A 17,135-nucleotide genomic window follows, 5' to 3' on the forward strand; every position below is an offset into this window, starting at 1 on the left:
TGTCTCCTGAGGTTTGACGTGTTGGCGCACTGCGCTCCCGAACTGTCTGACGCAGCGCGTGGGGCTCAATACTAAAGACACTCCCGACCCACGCCAATCGGAATGACGCCACTGTTCCGCGCGCGCCACGCCGACGCGTCGCCGATGGCTGATGTGCGGCATAACAGCCCGCCATGCGTCCGGGCCGAGGATACGCGAGTAAAATGATCGCTTGCCCCAACCCTCCTACCCACCGCCGCGACGTGTCCCAAGCTCTGCAAAACGATACTTTCCTGCGCGCACTGCTGCGCCAGCCGACCGAGTACACGCCGATCTGGCTGATGCGCCAGGCGGGCCGGTACCTGCCCGAATACAACGCCACACGCGCCAAAGCCGGTAGCTTTCTGGCGCTCGCCAAGAACCCCGCCTACGCCACCGAGGTCACGCTGCAGCCGCTCGAGCGCTTCCCGCTCGATGCCGCCATCCTGTTCTCGGACATCCTCACCATTCCCGACGCCATGGGCCTCGGCCTGTCGTTTGAGGCGGGTGAAGGGCCGCGTTTCGCCCACCCGCTGCGCACCGAGGACGATGTGCGCCGCCTGCGGGCGCCGGACCTCGACAGTCTGCGCTACGTCTTCGACGCCGTCGCCGAGATCCGTCGCGCCCTGAACGGACGCGTACCGCTCATCGGCTTCTCCGGCAGCCCGTGGACGCTCGCTTGCTACATGGTCGAAGGGGCCGGGTCGGCCGACTTCCGCACCGTCAAGACGATGATGTACGAGCGTCCCGACTTGATGACGCATATTCTGGAAACCAATGCGCGCGCCGTTTCGGCCTACCTGAACGCCCAGATCGAAGCGGGCGCGCAGGCGGTCATGGTGTTCGACACGTGGGGCGGGGTGTTGGCCGACGGTCTCTACCAACGGTTCTCGCTCGCCTACATGCAAAAGGCGCTCGCGGGCGTGCATCGCGAGTGGAATGGCGCACGTATTCCCCACATCGTCTTCACCAAGGGCGGCGGGCAGTGGCTCGAAGCCATCGCCGACACCGGACCCGACGCCATCGGACTCGATTGGACCGTGGATCTCGCGGCCGCGCGCCGTCGCGTCGGCGATCGTTGTGCGCTGCAAGGCAACTTCGATCCCACCGCCCTCTTTGCAGCACCCGAGGCCATTCGCGCCGAGGTTCGCCGCCTGCTCGACGCTTATGGCAACGCACCAGGCCACGTATTCAACCTGGGGCATGGTATTTCGCAGTTCACGCAACCCGATCACGTTGCGGCACTCGTTGACGAGGTCCACCGCTACAGCCGAAAGCTGCGCCAAACGGCGTAATTGGCGACACGCACCAGCGGCGGTGCGGCTCGCGAGGCCATTTGCCTTGCAGACCCAACCGCCGTTTCAAGCACCGAATGTCAAGCGTAAACCTGTCGAGTAACCCCTCCAATTTACGGAGTTGTCCCGAAGACTTATGCACAAATTCTCGCTGCGCCGCCGCAAGTGAGGGGCAACGGGGCGTACGCTTCGACGCCGCTCATAAGCTATTGATCAAAAAGCATTTTTGATTCGGGCAAAGTCGAAGCACGACACCACGCGAGGGCCGCCCGGTGAGGCTGACGAGCGATAATCCCCACAGTTCTCAACATAGTTATCCACAAGCACTTCAAGTCCACCGGAAACCCGACTTAAATCCGGGGTTTACCGACACTTCTCAGGATTCACTTTAAGTTTGACCTGCGCCGACGACCTGCCCGCCCCGTCTCTTGCATCGACTGCGGATGCCCTGCCCCCGGTCGCCCAGCCGCGCCTCGGTGCGCCCGCTATCGCCCGCGTGGCGCTCGATACGCCCCTGCTCACGCTGTTCGACTATCGGCTCGACCAGGCCGCGAGCCCTGGGCAACTGGTGCAGGTACCGTTCGGACGCCGACAGGTCGTAGGCGTCGTCTGGGAATTGACGCACCGCAGCGAAATCGCACCGGGCAAGCTGCGTGACGTCACCGCCGTCTGGCATGAATTACCGCCGCTCGGCGAGGATTGGCGTGAGCTGATGCAGTTCGCCTCGCGCTATTACCAACGCGGTATCGGTGAGGTGGCCCTGCCGGGCGTCCCGGCGCATCTGCGCACGCCGATGCGCTGGCCGCGGCTACTCGCCCAGCGTGGCGTGCAACGTTACCGGCTGGCCGACGGCGCCCTGGCCGCGCTCCTGGAGAACGTGCCCGCCCGGCTGCGCGCCCAGCGCCGTTTGGCCGAGGGTCTGGCGCAAGCCGGCACGCTCGATGCGGACGAGGCGCGCGCCCTGTGCGCAAAGGCCGCCGACGTGCTCAAACAGTGGGCCGCCGCCGGCTGGGTCGTCGTCGACACCGTGCCGTTCCACGAAGCGGTACGCCATGCCGATGAAGCTGACGATGAGGATGGCGAATCGAGCGCCGCTGACGCCAACGCTCCCACCGATTGCGCACTCGCCGACGCTTTGGCCAATATCGACCTCGGCACGCAGGACACGCCGCGCGCCACCAGAACGTTGACTGTCGGGCAAGCCGACGCCGTCGCGGCCATTCACGACGCGCTCGAAGTCGCCGGCGCCCAACGCCTCGACGCCACAGCGCCATTGGGCAAGCTCGACGCCGGCAATGCGGGCGACACGGGGGACCTCCCCGCCTGCCCCCCCTTCCTGCTCTACGGCGTGACCGGCAGCGGCAAGACAGAAGTCTATTTGCGCGCCGTGGCCGAGGCGCTTCGCGAGCGCGACGCCCAGGTCCTCGTGCTCGTGCCGGAAATCAATCTGACGCCCCAACTCGAAGGCGTCTTCCGTGCGCGATTCCCCGGCGAGACGCTCGTCACACTGCACAGCGGACTGGCCGAAGGCGAGCGAGCCCGGCACTGGCTGGCCGCCCATCGCGGCGAGGCGCGCATCGTGCTCGGCACCCGACTCGCGGTGATGGCGTCGCTGCCGCACCTGCGCCTCATCGTCGTCGACGAAGAGCACGATCCGTCCTACAAGCAACAGGAAGGGTTGCGTTACTCGGCGCGCGACCTCGCCATCTGGCGGGCGAACCGGTTGCGCATCCCCGTCGTCCTCGGCTCGGCCACGCCGTCGCTCGATAGCTGGCGGCGCGCCGAGCAGGGCCGCTACGTCCGCCTCGCGATGCCCGAGCGCGCCACGCCCGATGCCGTGTTGCCGCGCGTCTCGCTCATCGACATGGACATCGAGCGCAAACTTCAGCGCACGGTGCACGAGGGCTTGTCGCAATCGCTGCTCGCCGCCATTCGCGCCCGGCTCGAAGCGGGCGAGCAAAGCCTGCTGTTCCTGAACCGCCGCGGTTACGCCCCGGTGCTCAACTGCGATGCCTGCGGCTGGATCAGCGACTGCCGCCGGTGCAGCGCCCACATGGTGTTGCACAAGCCCGAGCGGCGGCTGCGCTGCCATCACTGCGGCGCCGAGTCGCGCATTCCGCATGCCTGCCCCGATTGCGGCAATCTCGATCTCGCGCCGCTGGGGCGCGGCACGCAGCGCATCGAGGAGGCGCTGGCTGAACAGTTCCCGGACGCCCGGCTCGCACGCATCGATGCTGACAGCACACGCCGCAAAGGCAGCGCGCAGGCGCTGTTCGCGCAGGTCCATGCGGGCGAAGTCGACATCCTGATCGGCACGCAGATGGTCGCCAAGGGCCACGACTTCCGTAACGTCACGCTCGTGGGCGTGGTCAACGCCGACAGCGCCCTCTTCTCCCACGACTTCCGAGCGGCCGAGCGTCTGTTTGCACAACTGATGCAGGTGGCCGGGCGCGCCGGGCGCGCCGCCCGCGCCGACGGCCCCGGCGACGTGCTGATTCAGACGCGCTACGCGTCGCACCCGTTGTTCGCGTCGCTCATGCGTCACGACTACGCGGGCTTCGCGGCGCAGCAACTGGAGGAGCGGCGCGTCGCCCTGCTGCCGCCGTTCACGCATCAAGCGCTCCTGCGCGCCGAAGCCCGGCGCCTGGACGACGCCATGACGTTTCTCAAACAGGCCCGCGAGATCGCCGCCACGCCCGTGCTGCACGACGCGCGCATCTCCCTGTGGGATCCGGTGCCGATGACGATGGTCCGGATCGCGGGCACCGAACGCGCCCAGCTCGTGGTCGAGAGCCCGCATCGCGGCGCGCTCCAACGCTTCCTCACGCACTGGATGAGCGAGCTGCGCGCACTCAAGGCGCCCGTGCGTTGGCACCTCGAAGTCGATCCTCTCGAAATATAAATCGGTATATAGCGTTCCGGAAATTTGACAACATCGCCCGAATCCCCGACGATGCAGACAGTAGTCGATCACCGCACGCCGAACGGTTCACGTCGTCTGCACGATAAGAAGTCCTACAGGAGACATCCCGATGAAATCGCACGACCGGCGCGCCGCCCCTACGGCGCCGCACATCGCCACACCGCCCCTCCCGCCCACCGAATCGCCTTTGGCCGAGGCTTCCCGGCGCCGCTTCTTGCGACGCGCGGGTGCACTGGGCGTTGGCGCCAGCCTCGCGGGGCGCGCGCTTGACGTCCTCGCCGCCACCACCGCACCCCACATGGTGACGCTGCCGTTTGCCAATGGGGAACGCGAACTCGTCGCGTATCCGCAGAAGCGCCCGCTGATCCGCTTGACGGCGCGCCCCCCGCAACTGGAAACGCCGTTCGCGATTTTCAACGACGGGCTCATCACGCCGAACGATGCGTTCTTCGTGCGCTACCACCTCGCGGGCATTCCGACCGACATCGATCCGGCGAAGCATCGGATTCACGTGCGCGGCAGCGTCGCCAAACCGCTCGATATCTCGCTCGCGTCGCTCAAGAAGGACTACGGCGCCCCAGTCGAGATCGTGGCCGTCCACCAATGCTCGGGCAATAGCCGTGGCTTTTTCGAGCCGCGCGTCGCCGGCGGACAGATTGCCAATGGTGCGATGGGCAACGCGCGCTGGCGCGGCATTCCGCTCAAGCGGATTCTCGAACGGGCGGGCGTGTCGGCCAGCGCAAAGCAAGTGACGTTCGAAGGGCTTGACCGGCCGATCGTCCCCACGACGCCCGAGTTCGTGAAGGCGCTCGACCTCGATCACGCGATGGATGGCGAAGTGATGATCGCGTTCGCCATGAACGGCAAGGATCTGCCGATGCTCAACGGCTTTCCGGTGCGGCTGGTCGTGCCGGGCTACTACGGCACGTATTGGGTGAAGCATCTGGCGGACATCAACGTTATCGACAAGGTGTTCGACGGCTTCTGGATGGCCACGGCGTATCGCATTCCCGATAACGACTGCAATTGCGTCACGCCCGGCAAGGCGCCCGAGAAGACAAAACCGATCGAACGCTTCACCGTGCGCTCGTTCGTCACGAGTCTTGCCGACGGCGAGCACGTGGCGGCGGGCAAAGCGGTGCGCGTGCGCGGCATCGCGTTCGACGGCGGCGAAGGCATTCGCGACGTACAGTTCTCGGCCGACGGCGGCCAGACCTGGCAGGCGGCCCAGCTCGGCCACGAACTGTCGAAGTACTCGTTCCGCGAATGGACGGCGTCGTTCACGCCCCCCAAGCCCGGCGAGTACGCGCTCCAAGTGCGGGCGACGAATCGTGCAGGGGTGTCGCAACCGCTGCAATCGCTGTGGAATCCGGCCGGCTATCTGCGCAACGGGGTGGAAACCGTGCGTGTGATCGCGGCTTGAGACGGGGGACGATCATGAACCTTTCGAAGATTGCGCGCCGCGCGGCCCTGCTGTCCGGCCTGTTGGGTCTGTTCGGCGTCTTCGCCGCCCCCGTCCATGCACTCGAGATCAAGCTGCCGCAGGAGACATCGCAGTTGAAGGCCTCGACGCTGGCCGGTTATCAATCGGCCAACTCGTGGTGCGTCATGTGCCACTCGCTCGACTACGTCAACACCCAACCGCCTATGTCGGCGGCCTTCTGGAGCGCGGAAGTCACCAAGATGGTGAAAGTGTATGGCGCGCCCATCCCGGAAGATCAGGTCAAGCTGATTTCGGAGTATTTGGGAAAAACGTACGGCACCGACCAGAAGTAACGCCTCTCGCCCCGGCCCGCGGGCCGGGGCGCCACACGACGTTTCGCGTGTCGGCCTCACACCTAGGTGCAACCCTAATATCGACTCAGGTTGCACCTCTTTTGAAACCCGGTTACGATGCCGAAATTCACCCGCTATGGGTGTCACGTTTTCGCGTCATCAGGTAACCCTTCCATGGCTAACACCACCCTCGGCGTCAAGGTCGACGACGTACTGCGTACCCGGCTCAAAAGCGCCGCCCAGCAAATCGAGCGCACCCCGCACTGGCTCATCAAACAGGCCATCTTCGCTTACCTGGAGCGCATTGAGAGCGGCGCGCTGCCGCCCGAATTAAGGGGCGCGACCCAATCGGGCACCGAGGTGATCGACGGCCACGCAGGCGACGATACCGTTCCGCATCCGTTCCTCGAATTCGCCCAAAACGTGCAACCGCAATCGGTGCTGCGTGCCGCGATTACGGCGGCCTACCGCCGCCCCGAGCCGGAATGCGTGCCCGTGCTCGTCGGTCAGGCCAAGCTGGCCCCGGCGACCGCAACGTCGGCCTCCGACCTCGCCCGCAAGCTCGTCGTCGCGCTGCGCGGCAAGAGCACCGGCGGCGGCGTGGAAGGTCTGATCCACGAATTCTCGTTGTCCAGCCAGGAAGGCGTGGCGCTGATGTGCCTGGCCGAAGCCCTGCTGCGCATTCCCGACAAGGCCACGCGCGACGCGCTCATCCGCGACAAGATCAGCAAGGGCGACTGGCACGCCCACATGGGCAATTCGCCGTCGATGTTCGTCAACGCCGCCACCTGGGGCCTGATGATCACCGGCAAGCTTGTGACCACCACCAGCGAAGCCGGTCTCACCAAGGCCCTCACGCGCCTGATCGGCCGCGGCGGCGAGCCGCTCATCCGCAAGGGCGTGGACATGGCCATGCGCCTGATGGGCGAGCAGTTCGTGACCGGGGAAACCATCTCCGAAGCACTCGCCAACAGCCGCAAATACGAAGCCCAGGGCTTCCGCTATTCGTACGACATGCTCGGCGAAGCCGCGACGACCGACGAGGATGCCCAGCGCTACTACGCGAGTTACGAGCAAGCCATTCAGGCCATCGGCAAGGCTTCGGCCGGCCGCGGCATCTATGAAGGCCCTGGCATCTCGATCAAACTATCGGCCCTGCATCCGCGCTACTCGCGCAGCCAACATGAGCGTACGGTCGCGGAACTGCTGCCGCGCGTGCAGGCGCTCGCCAAGTTGGCACGCTCTTATGACATCGGCCTGAATATCGATGCCGAAGAAGCCGATCGCCTCGAAATCTCGCTCGACCTGCTCGAAGCGCTGTGCTTCGATCCCGAGCTGGCCGGCTGGAACGGCATCGGTTTCGTGGTGCAGGCCTATCAGAAGCGTTGCCCGTTCGTGATCGACTTCATCATCGATCTGGCGCGTCGCAGCCGTCACCGCATCATGGTGCGTCTGGTCAAGGGTGCGTACTGGGATACGGAAATCAAGCGCGCGCAGGTCGACGGGCTCGAAGGCTATCCGGTCTATACCCGCAAGATCTACACGGACGTGTCGTACCTTGCCTGCGCGAAGAAGCTGCTCGCCGTGCCGGACGCCATCTACCCGCAGTTCGCCACGCACAACGCCTACACGCTTTCTGCCATCTATCACCTGGCGGGCAATAACTACTACCCCGGCCAGTACGAATTCCAGTGCCTGCACGGCATGGGCGAGCCGCTCTACGAAGAGGTCGTCGGCCCGATCGCCTCGGGCAAGCTCGCGCGGCCCTGCCGCGTGTATGCGCCGGTCGGTACGCACGAAACGCTGCTCGCCTACCTCGTGCGCCGTCTGCTCGAAAATGGCGCGAACACCTCGTTCGTGAACCGGATTGCGGATGAGACCGTCAGCGTCGACGAACTGATCGCCGATCCGATCTCGGAATCGGAGAAGGTACAACCGCTCGGCGCACCGCATGCCAAGATTCCGCTGCCGCGTGAACTGTATGGTGTGGCGCGCGCCAACTCCTCGGGCTTCGACCTGTCGAACGAGCACCGTCTCGCGTCGCTGTCGTCGGCCCTGCTCGCCAGCGCGGGCACGCCGTGGCGCGCCGCGCCAATGCTGGCCGACGGTGAGCGCACCACGGGCACGCCACGTGCCGTGCGCAATCCGGCCGATCTGCGCGACACCGTGGGTCAGGTCATCGAGGCCACCTCGGCCGATGTGGATGCCGCGCTCGTCAACGCCGTAGCCGCTGCCCCGATCTGGCAAGCCACGCCGGTCGAGGAACGCGCCGACAGCCTGATGCGCTCGGCCGATCTGCTTGAGGCCCACATGCCCACGCTCATGGGCCTGTGCGTGCGCGAAGCGGGGAAGTCGCTGCCCAACGCCGTGGCCGAAGTGCGTGAGGCCGTCGACTTCCTGCGCTACTACGCCGCGCAGATCCGTCAGGGCTTCTCCAACGACACGCACCGCCCGTTGGGCCCGGTGCTGTGCATCAGCCCGTGGAACTTCCCGCTCGCGATCTTCGTTGGTCAGGTCGCCGCCGCGCTGGCCGCCGGTAACCCGGTCATCGCCAAGCCGGCCGAGCAGACGCCACTCATCGCCGCCGAAGCGGTTCGCCTGATGCACGCCGCCGGCGTTCCGGCCGGCGCGCTGCAATTGCTGCCGGGCACAGGGGAAACAGTCGGCGCCGCGCTCGTGGCCGACGCCCGCACGAAGGCCGTCATGTTCACCGGCTCGACCGAAGTGGCGCGCATCATCGCGCGCACGCTGGCCGAGCGCCTCGACGCCAATGGCCGTCCGATCCCACTGATCGCCGAGACCGGCGGTCAGAACGCGATGATCGTCGATTCGTCGGCACTGCCCGAACAGGTCGTGTACGACGTACTCGCATCGGCCTTCGATTCGGCCGGTCAGCGCTGCTCGGCGCTGCGTGTGCTGTGCCTGCAGGACGACATCGCCGACAAGACGTTGCATATGCTCAAGGGCGCGATGCAGGAACTGGCCATCGGCAATCCGGATCGTCTGTCCATCGACGTCGGTCCGGTGATCGACGCCGAAGCGCAAAACGGCATCAACCGCCACATCGAGCAGATGCGCGACAAGGGCTTCCCGGTCGAACAACTGCCGCTGCCCGACGCCGCCCGCCACGGCACATTCGTGCCGCCGACGCTCATCGAGCTGACCGATCTCACGGCGCTGCAACGCGAAGTCTTCGGCCCGGTGCTGCACGTGATCCGCTTCAAGCGCGCGCAACTAGACAAGCTGCTCGATCAGATCAACGGCACTGGCTACGGTCTGACGTTCGGCGTGCATACGCGTATCGACGAAACCATTGCCTATGTGACCGAGCGCGCCCATGTCGGCAACGTCTACGTGAACCGGAACGTGATTGGCGCCGTGGTCGGCGTGCAGCCGTTCGGCGGCGAAGGCTTGTCTGGGACGGGTCCGAAAGCCGGCGGTCCGATGTATCTGCCGCGTCTGCTGGCGACGCGTCCGGCTTCGCTGCCCGCCGAGCTGAACCGCAACGAAGCCGCGCTCTCGCCGTTGGTGAGCTACCGCGACTGGCTGCGCGCGCAGGACAACTCGGCCGATAGCGCCGCCGCGATTCATCGCGTCGACCGTTATCTGGCCACGTCGGCACTCGACGCCACCGCCGTGCTGCCGGGACCGACCGGTGAGCGCAACACCTATGGTCTGGAGCCACGCGGCCCGGTCCTGTGCGTGGCTGCCACGCCGCTCGGCGCGCGCACGCAACTGGCTGCCGCGCTGGCGACGGGCAACGACGCCGTCTTCACGGAGAGCATTGCCGCCCGCGAACTGGTGAGCGCCCTGCCGGCGGCCCTCAAGGGACGCGCGTCAGTGTTGGCGGCAGGGGCGGACGCCGCCGCCGAGCCATCGCTCGCCGCGGTGCTGTTCGAAGGCGACAGCGACGAGCTGCGCGCCCTGAACCGTCGCATCGCAACCCGCAACGGTCCGATCCTGTCGATGCAGGGCCTCGCGCCCGAGGCGCTGGCCGCCGGTGACGACTACGCACTGGAGCGACTGCTGTGCGAACGCTCGGTGTCGGTCAACACGGCTGCCGCAGGTGGCAATGCCAACCTCATGACCATCGGTTGATCGAGGGAAACGGTCAGGTCTCGCGACGAATCCGATCGGATTCGTCCGAAATCTGACGGCTGAATCCGCGGGATCCGCGGGATCCGCGGGATCCGCAGGTTCCGACTGCCGATTCCGGCCCCCCGGACGCGCCGTCGCCCCGATCGCGTTGTCCTCAGCGGCTGCCAGCGTCCTGCCTTCCGGGACAATGGCGGCCGCGATGCGCTAACGGTTCAACCGCCCGCCGCATTCCAGCGCCTTCCTGCGCTTTTCCCGCGCTTCCTTCCCGCCCGTCATCCCCCCGCTCTCCCCGCCCCACCGTCTTACCTCCCCGATCAGCCCAACGCTTATCACGCCCCGCCGCACTTCCCGTACTCACGCACACCGCGCGCATTCGCGGTATCTTCGCGCCCGCCCCCGACATATCACGCGTCTCACCGCCATTGCGCGGTCAACCCGTGCCAGCGACACGTATCGCTGGCCATAGCGTTCGTCGTCCCGCGTCGCCGCCTCTTTCGTCATGCCGGCAGAGGCGCGCAACGCACGTGACACCGACGCTCGAGGAGGCTACATGTCCCTTTGGAATCCCACTGCGGTGTCATTCACCGTGTATTTGCTATTGATGCTGGTGATCGGATGGCTCGGCTATCGCGCCACCCACGATCTTTCCGACTACATTCTCGGCGGACGTCGCCTCGGCAGCTTCGTCACCGCGCTCTCCGCTGGGGCCTCCGACATGAGCGGCTGGCTCTTGCTTGGCCTGCCTGGGGCGATCTACATGGGTGGCCTGTCGGGTGTCTGGATCGCCATTGGCCTGGCGATCGGCGCGTGGGCCAACTGGCATCTCGTGGCCGCGCGCTTGCGTGTGCATACGGAGGTGTGCGGCAACGCGCTGACCCTGCCCGAGTACCTCACACAGCGCTTCGGTGACCGCAGCCACGTGCTGCGCATCGTCACGGCGCTCGTGATCCTCATCTTCTTCACGATTTATTGCGCGTCGGGGGTCGTTGCCGGCGCCCGGCTGTTCGAAACGATGTTCGGCCTGGAATACCGCACGGCGCTGTGGATCGGCGCTGTGGCGACCATTGCCTACGTCTTCATCGGCGGATTCCTTGCGGTGAGCTGGACCGATACGGTCCAGGCCTCGCTGATGTTCGCCGCACTGGTCGTCACCCCGATCGCCGTGATTGCGCTCGACGGCAGCCCTGCGGCGGCCGTGGACGCGGTCACCGCCGTGCACCCCGCCCATACCGATTGGTTCGGCGATCTCGCGCCTATCGGCGTCATCTCGATGCTCGCCTGGGGTCTGGGCTATTTCGGCCAGCCGCATATTCTCGTGCGGTTCATGGCCGCGCGCTCAGCGGCGGCGATTCCGCAGGCGCGTCGCATCTGCATGACCTGGATGGTGCTGTGCCTGACCGGTGCGGTCGCCGTGGGCTTCTTCGGACTGGCGTTCTATAGCGCGCGGCCCGATCTCGGTGCCGGTGTGGCGGCAAACCCGGAGACCATCTTCATGGCGCTCACGACCCAACTCTTCACCCCGTGGCTCACGGGCGTGCTGCTGGCGGCGATTCTCGCAGCCGTGATGAGCACCTTGTCGTGCCAGCTGCTCGTGTGCGCCAGTGCACTGACGGAAGACCTCTACAAAACGTTTGCGCGCGGGCCGGTCAGCCAGGGCCGCCTCGTGTGGATCGGCCGGGCGATGGTGTTGAGCGTGGCAGTGATCGCCGTGGTGTTGGCCCTCGATCCGCAGAGCCGCGTGCTCGGCATGGTGAGTTACGCCTGGGCGGGTTTCGGGGCGGCCTTCGGTCCGCTGGTGCTGGCCACGCTGCTATGGCCGCGCGTCACCCGTAACGGGGCGCTCGCGGGCATTGTCGTGGGGGCGGCCACGGTCCTGATCTGGAAGCAGTTCGGCTGGTTCGACCTGTACGAAATCCTGCCGGGCTTTGTGCTGGGCGGCCTGGCGCTCATCGTGGTGAGTCGCTTTGACAAGGCCCCAAGCGCCGACGTGCTCGCCCGCTACGCCAGCGCCGAAGCGACGCTGCGCGCGATCCAGCAAGGCGCAAAGGGCGATTCGGGTAGCACCGGCGCTCCGACGGCGCAACCCTCGCCATAAGCGGGTAGCACCTTCCATCGGAACTTCTCCCTCTTGACCGGCGCGCGCAGCCATCCAATACTGCCGCGTCGGACGCATATTGCGTTTGATTGCGATTGAAGCCGTCCCGGGCCGACCGGCCTTGTGCAGACGGCGATCCAAGAAAGGCGTGCCGCGGCGATCCCGCAGGCATGCCACTCAACGACATACACATGCAAGGAGAGGGTTGATGCAATCGAAGCTTACGCTCAGCGCGGTCGCCGTCGCGGGACTGCTCGCGTTCGGTACGGCCAACGCGCAACAGGCGCAGGAAGTGAAGCTGGGTTTTGCCGCACCGCTCACGGGCGCCCAGGCGCACTACGGCAAAGACATGCAGAACGGCATCCAGCTCGCCATTGACGAGTACAACGCCACGAAGCCGACTATCGAAGGCAAGCCGGTGAAGTTCGTGTTGCAGTCGGAAGACGATCAGGCCGACCCGCGTCAGGGTTCGCTGGTCGCGCAGAAGCTGGTCGATTCGGGCATCAAGGGCATGCTCGGCCACTTCAACTCCGGCACGACGATTCCCGCTTCGCGCATCTATGCGCAGGCAGGCATTCCGGAAATCGCCATGGCGACGGCCCCGGAATACACGAAGCAGGGCTTCAAGACGACGTTCCGCATGATGACCTCAGACATTCAGCAAGGGTCGGTCGTCGGTACGTTCGCCGTCAAGAAGCTGGGCTTCAAGAACATCGCCATCGTTGACGATCGCACGGCTTACGGTCAGGGCTTGGCCGACGAGTTCGAGAAGGCGGTGAAGGCCGCCGGCGGCAAGATCGTGCGTCGCGAGTTCGCCAACGACAAGGCCGTGGACTTCCGCGCCATCCTGACTAACCTCAAGCGCGCCAATCCGGACATGATCTTCTATGGCGGTGCCGACGCACAAGCTGGCCCGCTCGCCAAGCAATTGCGCGAACTGGGCATGAAGAGCACGCTGATGGCCGGTGAAATGGTCAAGTCCGACGCGTTCCTGAAGATCGCTGGCGACGCCGCCAACGGCTCGGTGGTGTCGCTCGCCGGCCTGCCGCTCGACAAGATGCCCGGCGGCGCCGCGTACGAGTCGCGCTACAAGGCCAAGTTCGGCAGCGCGCCGGAGACGTACTCGCCGTACGCCTACGATGGTGCCATGGCCATGATGTCGGCCATGAAGAAGGCCAACTCGACCGATCCGGCGAAGTACCTGCCGACGCTCGCGAAGACCAGCATGCCCGGCGTGACCACGCGTGAGCTGGCGTACGACAAATCGGGCGATCTGAAGTACGGTTCGATCACGCTCTACAAGGTGGTCGGTGGCAAGTGGACCGTGCTGGAGACCATCGGCGGCAAGTAAGCGCCTGGCGATGGGCCGATAGCGGTAACGACGAGGGCCGGTGAGGATGACTCACCGGCCCTCGTGCTTGATGTGTGCCGCCGTGGCATGACGCCGTTACAGCGATACAGCGTTGGGGCGTTGGGGCGTTAGGGCTTTCCCGCCATACCGCTTCACCGCGTTAGCGCGCAACGGCGTTTCGCCATGACCGACGGCACGCCCCCGTCACCAGACATCCTTGGGCAAACGCTCACGCATCTCCGGCGGCAATGCGTCGCGCGTGAAAACCGGCTCGGCGACACCCGCACGGCGCTGGGCCTGATAGTCGCGCCACGCGAGCAACGCGTACTTCATCAACAAGCCGATGGCGACCAGATTGATGAACGCCATCAACGCGGTACCGACATCCGCGAAGCTCCACACCAACGGCAGGCTGGCGACCGACCCCAGCATGACGGCCAGCAGCACCAGCGCGCGGAAAATGTTGAGCAACCACAGACGCTGCGTCAGGTAGTCCATGTTGACCTCGGCATAGGCGTAATTGCCGAGCACGCTTGAGTAAGCGAGGAAGAACACCGTGATGCCGGTGAAGATCACCGCCCAATTTCCCACGTGAGCGGCCAGGGCGCGCTGGGTGAGCACGGCCCCTTCGGGTGCGGCACCCGGCATGAACTCGCCCGAGAGCAGGATCATGAACGCCGTGGCCGAACACACGACGATGGTGTCGAAGAACACGCCGAGCATCTGCATCAGGCCTTGCTGTACCGGGTGTTTGGTCGTGGCCACGGCGGCGGCATTGGGCGCGCTGCCCATGCCCGCTTCGTTGGAGAAGAGGCCACGCTTCACGCCCATCATGACGGCCTGGCTGACGGCATATCCGGCGATACCGCCGGCGGCCGGCTCAAGCCCGAACGCGTGCCGCAGGATCATCGCGATCATGCCGGGGATCTGATCGAGGTTGACGACACAAACATAGATGGCCAGCCCGACATAGGCGAGCGCCATGACCGGCACGATCCATTGCGCAAAGCGTGCGACGCGTCGCACGCCGCCGTAGATGATCGGTGCCGTCATCAGCACCAGCGCAACGCCGATCCAGATCCGCTCCCAGCCGAACGACGCTTCCAGCGCCTCGGCAATCGAGTGCGACTGCACGGAGTTGAGCGCGAACCCGAAGGTGAACAGTAGCGCCAGCGCAAACAGGACACCGAATTTGCGCGACCCAAGGCCGATCTGTATGTAATACGCCGGGCCGCCGCGAAAGGTGTTGTCGTGGCGCGGCACCTTGAAGATTTGCGCCAGCGTGGATTCGACGAAGGCGGACGCCATGCCGAGCAGAGCGGTCATCCACATCCAGAAGATGGCACCCGGCCCGCCGATCGTGAGCGCGACGGCGACACCCGCGATATTGCCGGTGCCGACACGGCTCGCCAGCCCGGTGGCAAACGCTTGAAAGGGTGAGATGCCGGAGGTACTCCCGGAGGTACGCAGCAAACAGATGCTGTGCCAGAGCGCCCGGACCTGGATTCCACCGAATCGGACGGTGAAGTAAAGCCCCGCCCCCAACAAGGTGATCACAAGCGGGTATCCCGACAGCACCCCGCCGAGGGTATCGACCAACGGCTTGAGCCAGCTCTCCATGTCACGTGTCTCCTGTCGCAACCACTTGTTGGCCCCGCAATGCCAGGGGGCAAGCGACGAAGAATCTCAAGGTTTGACCCTGCGCGATAGAAACCGGCAAATCTTTCCGCCAATTCCTATACGCAACAGCGCGACAAGAAAAAAGCCGCCCGGCAAACGCCGCGCGGCTCAAAGACAAGGCAAGGAGACATCGAAAAGTAGGTTAACAAGCGCTTGTGTCGGTTGCGTGACAGTCACGAAAGCGGGTACGAAGCCGCGGTGACTTTCGCGCTCACAAGTCCTTTGCCATACGGCAGTTATTGGTCCGGCTATCGCAAACGGTGAACCCAGCTGCCTTGGCATCACGTTCCGAGGAAAACCCGCAGGCAATAACGCCGTAGGTGTTGCCAAAAAAGACGTATGGCGTGCCGCCAGTTGTCACTTGCCGCCCGTTGTTGTCCGCGTTATAGACGGTCGCCCTTTCGTTTGAACCGAACGCACTCCTGTCACACCAACCTTTCGCGACAATGCTGCAAAAAAGCGCGCCCTCTATTTTTCCGTAGTATCCCGTCTTCCATCCGCCCGACATTCGATAATCGTTGCACCTGTTGTAGTAGTAATCCCAAGTCGCCATGACGATAGGCCTGTCCTTCTCGACGATTCGCTCGACCTCTTTATGCACGATCCTGGTGACGTACTCGGTGGTACGAGCGAGTTGCCACGTCCAACTGCCACCAGAGCTCTGGCACGAGAGCATTTTGCCGTCGGCGTCTCTCCCAATTTCGCCAGCCTGGCACGACGCATTTTGCCGGTTGGATCGATCCAGGCGGATGACGCCCGAGTCGGATTGAAGACTCTGTGCGGTCACCCGCCCCGCGCGCTCGATATTGTGGCGTTCCATTTTCAGCGTACCGCCGACGGTGGCCCCGCGTTTCGCGTCCAGGCTGCCGAGAATGGTCGCGTCACCCTTCACCGTTGCGCCCTGCACCTCAAGGCCTTTCATCGTCAGCATGCCGTCGCCTTCGATATTTCGCGCCCCGACGATGTCCTGCCGGTTCTTGCCTTTGTCACTCAGATGCAGTGGACCTTTCATCGTGGCCTGGCCCGCGATCTCAAGCTCCATCATGCTGAGCTTTCCCACGCCGACGATGTTCTTGATCCCTTTGATGCTTTGATGCGAATTGCCGTTCTCGAAGTCCAGATCACCCGTAATGTTGCGCGATCCGTCGCGTCGAACATTGACGTCCAGACTGTGCGTCAGGTAACCGCCCCGCATGGCGACCAATCCCGGCTTTCCCAATGGATTCGGAACAGTATCGGGAATGGGCTTCATACTCTCGTCGACAAATCGGAATTCCTGCGGCTTATCCATCGTGGATGTCCCACCGAAGACACCGACCGTCTTCGCGACAATCGCCGCGAAAGCGTAATCCGGCTCCGACGAATAAGCACGCTTTGCCGGTTCAGTGAGATACGTCAGCGAATTGATCTGGCAGTTCGGAGGCTTCTCGCGATCGCACTTCCGATAAATCCGGATACCGTAATCGCCCAGGCCATGCGGCGGCTTGCTTCCCACCCCGGAAATATCCAACACCGCCAACAGCGCTGCCGCGTCCAGCCGACCTATGTACGAATAATCGAACGACGACGAAGCAGGCTCATGGGTGAACGTATGGCCCTTGATCGCAAAAGTTTTACCAGGCGTCGACAGCAGCGATTCAATGTCCTTGTAGTACTTTGCGACGATGGTATCTGCCGCGTTGCCAATGATCCTCAGCCCGTGCCCGGCGCGCTCTGCCCGCTCGATCCGCATCTGCCGCATCTGATTCACGCCCCAAAACGTAATCAGCATCCCCACGATGGTGATCGCGATCGCTGCGGAGACGAGAAAGATCCCCGACTGATTTCTTCGCATTGATATGCCCCTTTCGAATCGTCCGGCAAAGGCGCGACATCGCGTGTCAGCGATTGCGGGATCGT

The 17,135-nt window shown here is 64.7% G+C and carries 9 protein-coding genes; 7 read left to right on the top strand and 2 right to left on the bottom strand.

Features of this window, described 5'->3' with window-relative positions:
* Window positions 1-242: 242 nt before the first annotated feature.
* The 7 genes from hemE to OYT13_RS24025 all read left to right on the top strand — a co-directional run bounded on the left by hemE (window position 243) and on the right by OYT13_RS24025 (window position 13,556).
* Window positions 243-1,313: a uroporphyrinogen decarboxylase gene (gene hemE / locus OYT13_RS23995; RefSeq protein WP_327198108.1), complete on the top strand. Its 1,071-nt coding sequence runs from the start codon at window positions 243-245 to the stop codon at window positions 1,311-1,313.
* A gap of 394 nt (window positions 1,314-1,707) precedes the next feature.
* Window positions 1,708-4,215 (top strand): primosomal protein N', encoded by a 2,508-nt coding sequence (locus OYT13_RS24000; RefSeq protein ID WP_268567048.1) that lies wholly within the window; start codon window positions 1,708-1,710, stop codon window positions 4,213-4,215.
* A gap of 130 nt (window positions 4,216-4,345) precedes the next feature.
* On the top strand, window positions 4,346-5,659 hold the full coding sequence (sorA, locus tag OYT13_RS24005; RefSeq protein ID WP_268567049.1) for a SorA family sulfite dehydrogenase catalytic subunit: 1,314 nt from the start codon (window positions 4,346-4,348) through the stop codon (window positions 5,657-5,659).
* Between the two features lie 14 nt (window positions 5,660-5,673).
* Window positions 5,674-6,012 carry a SorB family sulfite dehydrogenase c-type cytochrome subunit gene (gene sorB, locus OYT13_RS24010; RefSeq protein WP_017233606.1) on the top strand — a complete coding sequence of 113 codons (339 nt, stop codon included), beginning with the start codon at window positions 5,674-5,676 and terminating at the stop codon, window positions 6,010-6,012.
* Between the two features lie 174 nt (window positions 6,013-6,186).
* A complete protein-coding gene (gene putA, locus OYT13_RS24015; RefSeq protein ID WP_268567050.1) occupies window positions 6,187-10,110 on the top strand; it encodes a trifunctional transcriptional regulator/proline dehydrogenase/L-glutamate gamma-semialdehyde dehydrogenase in 3,924 nt (1,307 codons plus the stop codon).
* A 550-nt stretch (window positions 10,111-10,660) separates the two neighbouring features.
* On the top strand, window positions 10,661-12,205 hold the full coding sequence (gene putP, locus OYT13_RS24020) for a sodium/proline symporter PutP (RefSeq protein WP_039830227.1): 1,545 nt from the start codon (window positions 10,661-10,663) through the stop codon (window positions 12,203-12,205).
* A 208-nt stretch (window positions 12,206-12,413) separates the two neighbouring features.
* On the top strand, window positions 12,414-13,556 hold the full coding sequence (locus OYT13_RS24025; protein ID WP_017233609.1) for a branched-chain amino acid ABC transporter substrate-binding protein: 1,143 nt from the start codon (window positions 12,414-12,416) through the stop codon (window positions 13,554-13,556).
* A gap of 204 nt (window positions 13,557-13,760) precedes the next feature.
* Here OYT13_RS24025 and OYT13_RS24030 read toward each other — a convergent pair whose 3' ends face one another.
* Window positions 13,761-15,176: an alanine/glycine:cation symporter family protein gene (locus OYT13_RS24030; RefSeq protein WP_017233610.1), complete on the bottom strand. Its 1,416-nt coding sequence runs from the start codon at window positions 15,174-15,176 to the stop codon at window positions 13,761-13,763.
* Window positions 15,177-15,447: 271 nt separating this feature from the next.
* Window positions 15,448-17,070, bottom strand: coding sequence for a shufflon system plasmid conjugative transfer pilus tip adhesin PilV (locus tag OYT13_RS24035; protein ID WP_261939586.1), 1,623 nt, complete (start codon window positions 17,068-17,070; stop codon window positions 15,448-15,450).
* Between the last annotated feature and the right edge of the window lie 65 nt (window positions 17,071-17,135).

It is taken from the genome of Pandoraea sp. XJJ-1 (assembly GCF_026802345.1).
GTDB lineage: Bacteria > Pseudomonadota > Gammaproteobacteria > Burkholderiales > Burkholderiaceae > Pandoraea > Pandoraea cepalis.

Coding starts and splice junctions, on each gene's coding strand:
- sorA (WP_268567049.1), top strand. CDS start 4,346: ATGAAATCGCACGACCGGCGCGCCGCCCCTACGGCGCCGCACATCGCC.
- sorB (WP_017233606.1), top strand. CDS start 5,674: ATGAACCTTTCGAAGATTGCGCGCCGCGCGGCCCTGCTGTCCGGCCTG.
- putA (WP_268567050.1), top strand. CDS start 6,187: ATGGCTAACACCACCCTCGGCGTCAAGGTCGACGACGTACTGCGTACC.
- putP (WP_039830227.1), top strand. CDS start 10,661: ATGTCCCTTTGGAATCCCACTGCGGTGTCATTCACCGTGTATTTGCTA.
- OYT13_RS24025 (WP_017233609.1), top strand. CDS start 12,414: ATGCAATCGAAGCTTACGCTCAGCGCGGTCGCCGTCGCGGGACTGCTC.
- OYT13_RS24030 (WP_017233610.1), bottom strand. CDS start 15,176: ATGGAGAGCTGGCTCAAGCCGTTGGTCGATACCCTCGGCGGGGTGCTG.
- OYT13_RS24035 (WP_261939586.1), bottom strand. CDS start 17,070: ATGCGAAGAAATCAGTCGGGGATCTTTCTCGTCTCCGCAGCGATCGCG.